Below are 13,162 nucleotides of genomic sequence, written 5' to 3'. Positions count from 1 at the left end.
TTTTCCGCAGATTGAACGCAGAATGTAAATAACTTTGCGACCTTTGCGAAAAATAAAATAACTTGTCAACAACAATCTCCATAACTGCCATAGCTTCCCTTTCTCCATTAGGAAATGCACCTGAGGAAATTTGGAAAAAATATCTCGATAAAAATCATTGTTTTTCCGAACATTTTTTAGACCAAAAAAACACATTTGTAGCCAAAATTGATGCTGATTCTACTGAAATAATTCGCAAGTTGCAACAGTCAGATAACAAATATAAATCCTTGGACCAATCCGTTTTGTACGCTATGGCGGCTTCGCGGCAAGCGATGCAAAATGCAGGCTGGAATTCAAATGACGTTTTTGGAATCAATATTGGTTCATCTCGCGGTGCCACGGATTTATTCGAAAAGCATTATCAGGAGTATTTAAAAACAGGAAAAGCACAAACATTGGCTTCTCCAACGACCACTTTGGGCAATATTTCCTCTTGGGTGGCACATGATTTGCAAAGTTCTGGCCCTGAAATTTCACATTCTATTACGTGTTCTACTGCGTTGCATGCCGTGTTAAACGGAGTGGCGTGGCTAAAATCGGGAATGGCAGATAAGTTTTTAGTAGGTGGAACTGAAGCGCCTTTAACTGATTTTACGATTGCCCAAATGCGCGCCTTGAAAATTTATTCGAGTCGCGCAGAAGAATATCCCAATCGGGCTCTTGATTTAGAAAAAAAGCAAAACACCATGATTCTGGGTGAAGGTGCTGGGGTGTGTTGTCTCGAAATTGGGGAAAAAGAAAACGCCTTGGCCTACATCGAAGGAATTGGATACGCTACAGAAATTCTGGAACATAGTATTTCTATTTCGGCAGAAGCGACCTGTTTCCAGAAATCCATGAAGATGGCACTTCAAAATACTGATTTGTCCAAAGTGGATGTGATTGTCATGCATGCTCCGGGAACTGTAAAAGGGGATTTGACCGAATATAAAGCGATACAGAAAGTTTTTGGTGAAAGCCTGCCTTTGCTCACTACCAATAAATGGAAAATTGGTCACACCTTTGGTGCATCAGGGATTTTGAGTATGGAATTCGCTATTTTGATGCTGCAACACAATCGTTTTATCGGAGTCCCTTTTGCAAAAGCGCAAGCACAAACAAAACCGATTAAGAAAGTATTGATTAATGCCGTTGGTTTTGGAGGAAACGCGGTAAGTGTTCTTTTGAGTGTATAAGGATGCCATTTATAAGAGGTGTTCTTTTTAAAAAAGTAGCTACGAATTACTCTAATTTCACAAATTTTGGTAATCAGTGTTAATTGGTACGATCTGTTTATAAAGGTCAAGGTTTAATGGCACGCAGATACCGCAGATTTAAGCGGATTTTTATTTTTGTGTGGAATACCATTTGAATGAAATCAAATAATTCCATTGTCGGTTTTGGTTTTTTTTCAATGTGACTTAGAACTGAATCTTGGGCTAAAATGAATTGTTTTGGAGTAGCTTTTTCTTTTGCAAACAAAAAAAATCAGCGTTAATCGGTTTTATCCGTGTCATCCGTGTTCCAACTTTCCAGTTCTTTTGCTTTTTCGTAGACTAAATTACTTTCGTAGCCTTTTCGGAGCAAATAATCACAAAATTTTTTTCGTTTTTTCAACCGGTTTGCTTCCCGAATGGCCTCCCATTGTTTTTGGGAAATGCCGTCAAAGGTTGCGGTATATTCCTCATGCGTAATTTCTTTGAGTGCCAGATTGATATTGTATTGTGTGATTTTTCGGAATTTTAATTCATTGATAATTCTGATTTTGCCCCAAAACTTGATGCGGTGTTTTCCTCTGGCGAAACTGCAGGCAAAACGACTTTCATTCAGGAAATTACTACTGATCAGATGCACTACAATCGTATCGATTTCATCAGAGTCCATTTTCATGCTCCACAGCTTTTGTATTACTTCTTCGTGACAGCGTTCCTGATAAGCACAGTAGTGTTCAATTTTAGGAATGGCTGTTTTTAGGGTATATATGGGATTCATTTTTTTGTTTTTGCGCTTGTTCTTTATGGTTTAAATAGGTTCAAGCATTCTCATTGTGGGTTTCAAAAATAAGATATTAAATTTAAAGTGTCGCAGGACGGGAAACAGGAATTTATTTTTTGTTGTTTTAGCTAGGAAAAAGGCTTAGGGTTTGAAACAAAGCGACTGTTATAAAGCCAGTTAAGATGGTGTGAATGATTTTTTAAGAGAAATGGTAGAAGATTTTTAATAGTTAAAACATGTATTTCAACAGAATATTTTGCGCTTGGTCGATTAAATTAGGTTTTATTTAAAATACGGAACGATATTACCAGAATAGTTGATTTTACTTATTTTTTGTATTTAAAAGAATTAGAGATTTAGCTGTAAGATGCTTAAATAAATATCATAACATGAATAAAAAATTACTTTTATTAATTGCATTCTTTTTTAGTTTTGGTTTAGGTTATGGTCAAGTAGTAAATTACTCTTTTTCGCAAGCTAGTGGTACCTATGCAGCTTTAAATGGTGTGTTGATTAGTCCTTGGGACGATTTTGTAAGCGCGAATACCATCGAAATTGGATTCTCATTCAATTTTAATGGAATTAATTATACTACGTGTTCTGTTAACTCTAATGGGTATATCACCTTCGGCACCACACTTTCTTCCGCTACAAGTTATACTCCTATATCTTCAAATACTGGTTTTGAGGGTGCAATTAGTGCTTTGGGAATGGATCTGTTTAGTGCTAATTCTCCGATAGTTTATAGTTCAATAGGAAGTGCACCCAATAGAGTTTTTGTATTGCAATGGACCAACGTGCGTCGATATGAGGGTAGAACGGCTAGAAATGGTGACTTCAATTTTCAGATTAGATTGAATGAATCATCAAATACAATTCAAGTAATTTATGGTGGTTGTGCTACAACTTACGCAGGTAGTCTGACTGCTCAAGTTGGATTACGTGGATTAAATAATACTGATTTTAATAATAGATTAGTAACTAATAACTGGCCTACATCTACTGTAGGGGTTAATAATACCGCTAGTTGTAGAACAGGTAGTGGTTCAGGAGAACTGCCGCTTAATGGTTTAACCTATACATGGACACCAAACCCTATCATAACTAGTTTTACACCAAGCAATGCTTGCGCTGCATCTGGAGTTTCAGTAATTATTACAGGAAGAAATTTTACAGGAACAACGGCAGTAAATTTTAATGGGATTCCGGCATCATTTACAGTAAATAGCAATACACAAATAACGGCTCAATTACCAGCTACAGCCACAACTGGATTTATAACTGTAACTACTTCTGGTGGGACGGGGACGAGTCTTAGTAGTTTTACGGTAAGTACACCTGCAGGAGATCAAATATCTTATGGTAATAATTCCTGGTTAGGTTATGTGTATGCTAACACAAATGGAAGTCCGCCTAGTAATGCTTTTACAACTACCTATAGGGGGTATGTTACGCAAACGGAGAATTTTGATTTAAATTTAGTTGACGGAGCGCTTTCAGGGCCTAATGTATGTGGTAGTTATACTGATAATTTTGCGGTACGATTTAAAATGAATAGAAACTTACCGGCAGGATGCTATACATTTACAGTAGGTGGTGATGATGGGTATCGTTTAAGTTTAGACGGAGGTCTAACGTATGTTATAAATAACTGGAGCGATCATTCGTACCAAGAAACAACCTCTACGGTTTACCTTAGCGGGACTACTAATTTTGTGCTCGAATATTATGAAAATTTAGGGCAGTCACGTGTGCGGTTTTCATCCACATTTTCAGCACTTGGGATACCTGTTGTGGGAGCCATAACGCAACCTACTTGTGCACTAGCAACTGGAAGTGTTTCATTAAGCGGTTTGCCAGCAACTGGATCTCGAACCATTATTGCAACTCCAAATACAGCAGGCTTGACAGGGTTAACGGGAACGGGAGAAATTACAACTGTTGGAGGTTTGGTAGCAGGAACAACCTATACATTTGCAGTTTCAAATGGAACGTGTACGTCCTCAGTGAGCTCTAATGTTGTAATCAAGCCATTGCCATTGGTAGCTTCATTCAATGGGACTTGGACAAATGGTCCGCCAACTATTGAACAAAGCATCGTTTTTTCAGGTAATTATACCTCCATTGGAAACCTAGAAGGCTGCGATTGCACTGTAAACGCTGGAGTTAAGGTATTGGTCAAAACAAACCATGCTTTGAAAATAACGAATGCCGTAAAAGTAAATACAGCTCTGGGTACCAGTCTGACATTCGAAAACAATTCGAGTCTGGTACAAGTCAATAATGATGCGGTAAATACAGGAATCATTACCTATATTCGAAACAACAACATAACTCGGGAGACGGATTATACGTATTGGTCCTCACCTGTAGCAGGGCAAAAATTGTATGATGTCTCCCCTAAAACACCTTCGGATTACTTTTATTCATTTGATGCAGTTGTTGACAATTGGAATCATGAGGATTCAATGAATGTTATGGCAATAGGAACGGGTTATATTATCAGAGGGCCAAATTATGGTACGACACCACCTCCATTATTTTATGAGGCACCTTTTGTAGGAAAACCAAACAATGGTAAAATAGAGCTTCCCGGAATTATTGCAGACCGATCGTATCTTTTGGGAAATCCGTATCCATCAGCATTAAATGCAAATACGTTTATAAATAATAATAGTGATGTGCTAGATGGGACGCTTTATTTTTGGACTCACATGACTCCAATAGGAACAGCTGTCTTTAATCCCGGAACGGGAGTGTTCGCGTATTCATCAAATGATTATGCTACCTATAATCTCACGGGAGGGGTTGCGACTAATCCAGGGAGTGCAACATCACAAAACGTTAGTGATAAACCAAGTGGTAATATAGCGGCAGGCCAAGCCTTTTTTACCAGTAGCAGACTTGCTCCAACAAAAAATAGTATTGTATTTGATAATTCTATGCGAGTAGGTTTGAACGAAGCAATATTGGATAATTCGCAGTTTTTTAAAGTTAAAAATGCTGCAAAAAAGACAAATACAGTAGAGAGACATCGGGTTTGGCTAAACCTTACCAATACGGAAGGTGCTTTCAAGCAAATACTGGTTGGGTATCTGGATGGTGCTACTAATGAGTATGATTCTTCTTTTGACGGACTAAGTTATAACGGAAACGAGTTTGTTGATTTCTATAGTGTTATTAGCGATGAAACGTTAGCCATACAAGGAAGGGCTTTACCTTTTGATGAAAACGATATTGTGCCATTGGGATATAGTTCTGTAATTCAAGGTAGTTTTTCAATTGGTATTGATGAGGTCGATGGGATTTTTAGTTCTCAGAATGTTTACCTTGAAGATAAAAGTAACAATAGTATTTATGATCTAAAAAAAGCAGTTTATACTTTTAGCACTGAAAAAGGAACCTTTAATGATCGTTTTGTATTGCGTTATACGGACAGGACATTAGGAGTTGGCGATTTTGATACTGCCGCGATGCAGGTTTTAGTATCTGTAAAGAACAAGCAGATAAAAATCAACTCATCAGTAGAAACTATTGATAAAGTTTTTATTTATGATGTGCTGGGCAAGCAAATTTATAAAAAAACAAATGTTGATAACACTGAATTAGTAATCCCAAATTTAGGATCAAGTGAGCAAGTTCTAATTGTAAAAACAGTGTTGCAAAATGGAGAGACAGTTACAACAAAAACGGTGTATTAAAAGCATCATACAACAATACATTCCAAGCCCATTTTGTGTAAACAAAACGGGCTTTTTTTGTTTAAATAGTTTTTTGAAGCTATTTGTATGTTGATTTGCTCTTGTTTTTGGACAAAACTACCAATTAATTTTAAAAACGGTTCTCGATACACGTCACTTCAAATGCGAAGCGTATCGAGAAGTTTTGTTTCGTTTTGCTACACAAAAAAATATGCGAACTGACGTTTTTAATAATTGTACCCAACGGGTTGTACTAGTCCGAATGAATACCGAATGTTTTTTTTGACATAAATTTCCAAAAATTGATTGCATCATTATATTGAAAATCGGTGCTAAGCTGTGGGGTCTGTGTCCATTTTTAAAAAAAATAGAGGAATACCGACAAGCATATGAAAAAAACAAGAGCCTAATTCAGTGTGCTATTTTTAGTTTAAATATCACTAAATGTGGGTATTGTGATTGCAAAAGATTGTATTTACTTTTATAAAGTTATCGCTGATATTTCTTTATCAAATGAATTTCAACAAAAAAAGCAACAATTTAAAACAACCCATATGGCACGTAATCTTTTAGTACAGTCATGAATTTTCGGAGAGCTCAAGCAAACGCCGGAAATTCAATTTTAGACATCAAAATACGACACTTTACTATTTTTTTCTTCTTCCTTTTTATTAATGTAGCTTTTTCACAACAAGGAAAGTCAGATGTTGCATTCAACACGTATGATGACGGTTTGCAAGGCGACGGTTTTGATGGAACCATAAGAACTGTTGCTTTGCAAACGGATGGGAGACTAATTGTTGGAGGTGATTTTTTAAATTTTAATGGGGCCTCAACTCCATATTTGTGTAGGTTACTGCCGGACGGTTCTAAAGATCTTTCGTTCAATTTAGGTTCAGGCATCGAAGGCAAAGTATATTGTTCCTTAATACAACCGGATGGGAAGATTATTTTAGGCGGTTCTTTTGTAACCTTTAACGGTGTAAATGTTGCAAAACTAATCCGTTTAAATGCTGATGGAACTAGAGATGTAACTTTTAACTCTTCTGCTGGGACTACCAATAATATAATATATTCATGCGATTTGCAATCAGATGGTAGTATTGTAATTTGTGGCAGTTTTACCGGTTACAACGGAGTTCCCGCACCTAGGGTAGCTCGAATTTTGCCTAATGGAAATATTGACACAGGCTTTGCAATAGGTAGTGGCGCTGGCTCCCTTGTTGAAGAAATCAAAATTCAAGCTGATGGTAAAATAATTTTGGGAGGATCTTTTACTTCCTTTAATGGAACTGCTTGCGGCAGAATAATTCGATTGAATAGCAATGGGACTGTTGACGCTACTTTTGTTCAAGGAGCCGGTTTTGATGATGATGTGTCAGCACTCGCGACACAAGCGGATGGGAAAATTTTAGTAGGGGGTGTTTTTTTAAATTTCAATGGTGTTAAAGCCAGTAGAATAATTCGTTTGAATAGTGATGGCTCGCTTGACGCTACTTTTAGCACTGGCTCAGGGTTTAGTGGGGGTGTTGTAGCGGTTGTGAAACTAAATCCGGCTGGAGGTGTTTTGGTTGGGGGATCTTTTACGGGGACTTATAATGGAACAGCTGTTAATAGATTAGTTTTACTGGAAGCAAATGGAGTTATTAATCCTGCCTTTGATATTGGGGCAGGCCCGTTTTCGGCATCCGTTCTTGATTTAGCTACTGCATCTGATGGTTCTTGGTACGTTAGTGGGTCGTTTTCTGTTTTTGATTCCCAAAACCAAGGACGTTTGGCGCGAATTGATGCCTTTGGCGCTTTAGACATTGGATATCTTACTGCTGGAGTTGGTTTTGATAATTCTGTTTTAAAAGTAAATGCGTTATCAGATAATAAAACGATGGTTTTTGGAAATTTCACCAAATTCAACGGAACGATGTGCAACCGAATTGCAAGGTTATCAGAAGACGGAGCAATTGATGTTTCTTTTAATAATTCTGGTGCTGGAGCCAATAATTCTATAAAAACCGCTATTGTACAACCGGATGGCAAAGTTGTTATTGCAGGTGTTTTTACATATTATAATGGTGTCGTAAGGAACAGGATTGCCAGGGTTCTGGCAAATGGAGACATTGATGCGGTTTTCTCTATTGGAACCGGATTTAACAATCAGGTGTATGCTTTGGCGGTACAACCTGATGGAAAAATAATTGTCGGTGGAAATTTCACAAGTTACAATGGGGTTTTGAAGAATAGAATCGCTCGATTATTACCCGATGGAACTTTAGACTCCAGTTTTAATACCGGTTCTGGAGCTGATGCTATCGTAGAAAATATTTTATTGCTACCCGATGGAAAAATTGTTTTAGGTGGCCAGTTTTCTTTTTTTAATGGGATTTCGTATAATCGGATGGTTCGCCTGAATGCGGATGGAAGCATAGATCCTGGATTTTCTATAGGAACTGGTTTTGACAAAAATGTGTATGCAATAGCACTACAATCAGATAATAAACTGATTGTTGGTGGGACATTTACAACATACAAAGGCGTTTCCGCAAAAAGAGTGTTGCGATTGAACAGTGATGGGAGTTTAGATATCACTTTTGCAACGGGATTGGGATTTAGTAATGGAGAAATTAGGGCAGTTTTAGTCCAGCCCGATGATCGCTTATTAATTGGCGGAACGTTCTCCGGTACATACAACGGGACAGCTGTGAGGCGAATGGTTCGGTTACTAGCAACGGGAGATGTTGACACGACATTTTCGGTAAATTTGAATAATACGTTGTTTAGTATTTGTTTTACTCCCAATAATAAAGTGCTTATTGGAGGAAACTTCAATTCGGTTTCAGGTGTAACTAAACATCGAATAGCCCGAATTAAACTCTGTTCCAATAGCTCCGTTTGGAATGGGAGTTCCTGGAATAATGGAATACCATCTGCTGAAAAGACACTGCTTTTTCAGGGAAATCACCCCTCATTTACAACAGTAAACTCCTGTTCTTGTTTCATTAGTGCAGGGAACACGGTTACAATTCCGGCAGGAAATACGTTAGGATTGGTTTTCGATTATTCTGGTTCAGGCACATTAATTTTAGAAAACAATGCGGCATTGTATCAATATGAAGATCAGGTCAGTAATTCCGGAGTGATTCAATTAAAAAGAAAAACAACGCCCATTCTCCTCACAGATTATACCTATTGGTCGTCGCCTGTTTCAAATCAAAAACTGATTGATGTTTCTCCTGATACGCATTGGGATAAGTTTTATTCCTTTGATGCTTCAAGGAATTCATGGGCTAATGAGATTTCAACAAACGTAATGTCAGTTGGTAAAGGATATATTATTCGTGGTCCGAAAACTTTTTCAGAAACGAGTGCAGCAAATTATGAAGCTATTTTTGCGGGAGTTCCCAATAATGGGTTGGTGTCAGTGCCAATTGCGGCCACAGGTACGTCAAATTTGATTGGCAATCCGTATCCTTCAGCGATTAACGCAGATTTGTTTATAATTGCAAACAAAGAAACTATGGATGGAACTATTTATCTCTGGACACACAATACGGCTATTAATAAGAACGTATATACTTCAGATGATTATGCGGTGTATAACTTATTGGGAGGCGTTGGTACGAGTGCTGCAACTAATTCAGGCGTTAATAATACTAAGCCAGACGGGAAAATAGCTTCAGGACAATCTTTTTTTATGACGAGTATCAATGGTGGTGGGACAGCTATTTTTAATAACAGTATGCGTGTGATTGGTCAAAACGCTAGTTTTTTTAAATCAAGTGCCATTAATAAATCAAAATCTGAGGCTATAGAAAAAGACCGAATTTGGTTAAATTTGAGTAATAATGAAGGTGCTTTCAAACAAATCTTAATAGGATATGCAACGGGAGCGACAAATGATTTTGACCGTTCTTTTGACGGTGAGAGTTTTGAAGGAAATCAATATTTAGACTTTTATAGTAGGAGTCAAGATAAGAATTTAGTAATTCAGGGGCGTGCATTACCGTTTGAAGAGACAGATGAAATAAAATTAGGTTTTAGCAGTAAAGTAGCAGGAACTTTTATCATTAAAATAGATCAGACAGATGGAGTGTTAGTCAATAAAAATGTTTTTATTGAGGATAAATTAAATAATAATCTTGTTGATATAACAAACAAAAGCTATGCTTTCACTACTGCTGTGGGAATATTTGACGATCGTTTCGTTTTGCGATATACAAATAAAACCCTAATTTCGGATGAATTTATAAAAGAAGATGAATCTGTTTTTGTATCGACTAAAAACAAAGAGTTGCAAATAAAATCAACCAAAGAATTCATAGAGCAGGTTGTTGTATACAATTTAGCAGGAAGTACAATTTATCAAAAAAACGAAATCGACAACAATGATTTCTCAGTTCTGAATTTGCTTGTTGGTCATCAAGTTGTGTTGGTAAAAATAGTTTTGCAGAATGGGAGGGCTGTTACCAAGAAAATAGTGTACTAAAATAGAAGTATAAAAAAACCATCTTGCTCCTGCAAGATGGTTTTGAGTCTTTATTCAAAAACGAAGATTATTTCCCTTTGCCAGATGCTTCAAGGTTCTTCTCGATGGTATGTCCTGGTCGTGACCATTTTGGTTTTTCACCCAAGGGAGCAAATTGAGAATCTACAGCTTCAACGGTTTGAGGCTGAGAAACTTTTGTAAAGGGTTTTTGTGGATTTAAACCTAACATTTCAAACATTTTCATGTCTTCATTTACGTCAGGATTTGGAGTGGTCAATAACTTATCTCCAGCAAAAATGGAATTGGCACCAGCAAAAAAGCACATGGCTTGACCTTCACGACTCATGTTCATTCTTCCCGCAGAAAGGCGGACTTGGGTTTCTGGCATGATGATTCGGGTTGTGGCTACCATTCGGATCATTTCCCATATTTCAACTGGTTTTTCTTCTTCCATTGGCGTTCCTTCCACAGCAACCAAGGCGTTTATAGGCACTGACTCCGGTTGTGGGTTTAAGGTAGAAAGTGCGACAAGCATTCCAGCTCGGTCTTCAATACTTTCTCCCATTCCAATTATTCCGCCGCTACAAACAGTGACATTTGTTTTACGAACATTTTCTATAGTTTGCAAACGGTCTTCAAATCCGCGGGTCGAAATTACTTCTTTATAATATTCTTCAGAGGTGTCTAAATTATGGTTGTAAGCATATAAACCAGCTTCTGCCAGTCGATGTGCTTGGTTTTCAGTGATCATTCCAAGGGTACAACACACTTCCATATCCAGTTTGTTTATGGTACGGACCATTTCCAGTACCTGGTCAAATTCAGGACCATCTTTTACATTTCTCCAAGCGGCGCCCATGCATACACGGGATGATCCGCTTGATTTTGCACGCAAAGCTTGTGCTTTTACCTGACTTACTGACATTAAATCATTGCCTTCAATTTCAGTATGGTAACGCGCTGCTTGCGGACAATAACCGCAGTCTTCAGGGCATCCGCCAGTTTTTATGGATAAAAGGGTAGAAACTTGAACCACGTTAGGATCATGGTGTTCTCTATGAATAGAAGCTGCTTCATACAGCAAGTCCATCATAGGTTTGTTATATATTGCGATAATTTCGTCTTTGGTCCAATTGTGTTTTGTAATGCTCATTGATACTATTTTTTGATGGCTCAAAAGTAGTTAAATTGTTCTAAAGAACCAATGTAATACCATTGAAAAGCCGGTTCTGAAAATTTTAATAGCCAAATTAAGCAGATGTATACCGGTGTTTTTATATTCCATAAATTCTGGGCGTAGTATTGTAGATACAGCGGTTTATTGATATAGCGGATTTTAAAATTTAATAATACCGTCGCAAAGACCAATACTAATTGTGCTTTGCGACGGTATTAGAGGAAGGATTAATTTAAAATATAGGTTATGATTCAGCTCCGTGTTTGTCTGATGCATAGCGGGGGTCCCAATACAACATAAGCATAAAGGTGACAACTACAGCGGATACTATCCCTTCAAAAAACAAAGAAATGGAATACGTCATCACCGACGGATCCCCGCCAAATAAAAAGGTTTTGGATAGTGATCCCACATAAGCATCACCACCTTTGGAATAACTGTAAATAATTAAGCCAATAATGCTCAAAAATATTCCTGTAAGCGCCGTTAATAATGCTGAAACCGCATTAGAAACTAATATTGTTTTGTTTTCGGAAAAATTAGCCTTTAGTGTTCTATGGGCGCCGTAAAAGACAAACAACACGTTAAATAAACGCAACAAATAAATATCTGCCAGGCCTAAAAGTTCCATTATTAAGAAATAAAGACCAATTCCTATGAAAATAATGAATCCGTTTACTAATTCTTTAGGTAGTTTCATACAGTTAGTTTTAAAATTTAAAAATGATACATTTCTTATAAAAAGCATCCTATTTTCAAATTTACAGAAAAAATAGTAATGTTTTATGAAAAAATCAATATTTATTCCAATAGGCAAGTGCTGTTTTTTTGTCTTTTTCAAGTTGTTCTTTTAGTACGTCAACTGATTCGAATTTTTGTTCGGAACGAATTCTTTGAAGTATCGAGACACTAATATCTTGATTGTATAAATCAGCATCGAAATCAAAGTAATGAATTTCTATCGACTGATTTTGTCCATCAACAGTAGGATTGAACCCAATGTTCATCATCCCGAAAACCGTTTTTTGATTGATACTACTTTGTACAATGTACACTCCATTTTGTGGAATCAGTTTGTAGTTTTCTTCAACTTTTAAGTTAGCCGTTGGAAAACCGATAGTCCTTCCCAGCTGTTTTCCTTGAATGATTTTCCCAGTGAGTGAATAATCATAGCCTAAATATTCATTAGCCAGCGCCATATCACCTTCTAATAAGGCCTTTCTGATTTTAGTGGAACTCACGGAAATGGCATTGATTTCCTGAACGGATATTTGTTCTACTTCAAAATTATACTCTTTTCCAAAGGCGATAAGATCGTCAATATCAGCTGTTCGGTTTCGTCCAAATCGATGGTCGTGGCCTATTATTATCTTGTGGATGTGAAAACGATCTACGAGAATAGTACTTACAAATTCTTCGGCAGTCAATCTTGAAAAAGTTTCGTCAAAAGGATGGATGACAAGGTTTTCGATACCAATTTTTTCCAACAAATCAATTTTCTCAGTGATAGTGTTGAGTAATTTTAGATCAGAATGTTCCTGTAAAACCATTCGGGGATGCGGAAAAAAAGTAAGTACCAGACTTTCGTAATTCTCGTTTTCCGTATTTTGGGTCAGTTTATTCAGGATTTTTTTGTGCCCAATATGGACACCATCAAAGGTACCCAACGTTAGAATTGTTTTTTTTGGGGAAACGAAATCGTTTATAGAATGAAAAATCTTCAAAGCAAGTGTTTTATAATGGTGCAAATTTAAGGTATACAATTGATATAATTAAAAAAGGATTGAA

The 13,162-nt window shown here is 37.1% G+C and carries 7 protein-coding genes; 3 read left to right on the top strand and 4 right to left on the bottom strand.

Going from position 1 to position 13,162, the window contains the following annotated elements; translation table 11 throughout:
- Positions 1-62 precede the first annotated feature (62 nt).
- Positions 63-1,217 carry a beta-ketoacyl synthase N-terminal-like domain-containing protein gene (locus EKL98_RS00575; protein ID WP_126561280.1) on the top strand — a complete coding sequence of 385 codons (1,155 nt, stop codon included), beginning with the start codon at positions 63-65 and terminating at the stop codon, positions 1,215-1,217.
- A gap of 298 nt (positions 1,218-1,515) precedes the next feature.
- On the opposite strand, the gene EKL98_RS00570 is transcribed toward EKL98_RS00575, so the two are convergent.
- Positions 1,516-2,013: a regulatory protein RecX gene (locus EKL98_RS00570; RefSeq protein WP_126458127.1), complete on the bottom strand. Its 498-nt coding sequence runs from the start codon at positions 2,011-2,013 to the stop codon at positions 1,516-1,518.
- Positions 2,014-2,405: 392 nt separating this feature from the next.
- Between EKL98_RS00570 and EKL98_RS00565 the strand changes: the two genes are divergently transcribed.
- The gene (locus EKL98_RS00565; RefSeq protein ID WP_126561279.1) at positions 2,406-5,717 is read left to right on the top strand and encodes a T9SS sorting signal type C domain-containing protein; all 3,312 of its coding nucleotides are present in this window, start codon (positions 2,406-2,408) and stop codon (positions 5,715-5,717) included.
- A 580-nt stretch (positions 5,718-6,297) separates the two neighbouring features.
- The gene (locus EKL98_RS00560) at positions 6,298-10,197 is read left to right on the top strand and encodes a T9SS sorting signal type C domain-containing protein (RefSeq protein ID WP_126561278.1); all 3,900 of its coding nucleotides are present in this window, start codon (positions 6,298-6,300) and stop codon (positions 10,195-10,197) included.
- 67 nt (positions 10,198-10,264) lie between these two features.
- Here EKL98_RS00560 and bioB read toward each other — a convergent pair whose 3' ends face one another.
- The 3 genes from bioB to EKL98_RS00545 all read right to left on the bottom strand — a co-directional run bounded on the left by bioB (position 10,265) and on the right by EKL98_RS00545 (position 13,098).
- The gene (bioB, locus tag EKL98_RS00555) at positions 10,265-11,350 is read right to left on the bottom strand and encodes a biotin synthase BioB (protein ID WP_126458136.1); all 1,086 of its coding nucleotides are present in this window, start codon (positions 11,348-11,350) and stop codon (positions 10,265-10,267) included.
- Positions 11,351-11,618: 268 nt separating this feature from the next.
- The gene (locus EKL98_RS00550; RefSeq protein WP_126458139.1) at positions 11,619-12,074 is read right to left on the bottom strand and encodes a hypothetical protein; all 456 of its coding nucleotides are present in this window, start codon (positions 12,072-12,074) and stop codon (positions 11,619-11,621) included.
- Positions 12,075-12,168: 94 nt separating this feature from the next.
- A complete protein-coding gene (locus tag EKL98_RS00545) occupies positions 12,169-13,098 on the bottom strand; it encodes a bifunctional riboflavin kinase/FAD synthetase (RefSeq protein ID WP_126561277.1) in 930 nt (309 codons plus the stop codon).
- Between the last annotated feature and the right edge of the window lie 64 nt (positions 13,099-13,162).

The sequence above is a fragment of the Flavobacterium bomense genome (assembly GCF_003970355.1).
Note: the sequence above shows the minus strand (reverse complement) of the source record. Positions and strands in the feature narration are given on the sequence as shown.

Coding starts and splice junctions, on each gene's coding strand:
- EKL98_RS00570 (WP_126458127.1), bottom strand. CDS start 2,013: ATGAATCCCATATATACCCTAAAAACAGCCATTCCTAAAATTGAACAC.
- EKL98_RS00565 (WP_126561279.1), top strand. CDS start 2,406: ATGAATAAAAAATTACTTTTATTAATTGCATTCTTTTTTAGTTTTGGT.
- EKL98_RS00560 (WP_126561278.1), top strand. CDS start 6,298: ATGAATTTTCGGAGAGCTCAAGCAAACGCCGGAAATTCAATTTTAGAC.
- bioB (WP_126458136.1), bottom strand. CDS start 11,350: ATGAGCATTACAAAACACAATTGGACCAAAGACGAAATTATCGCAATA.
- EKL98_RS00550 (WP_126458139.1), bottom strand. CDS start 12,074: ATGAAACTACCTAAAGAATTAGTAAACGGATTCATTATTTTCATAGGA.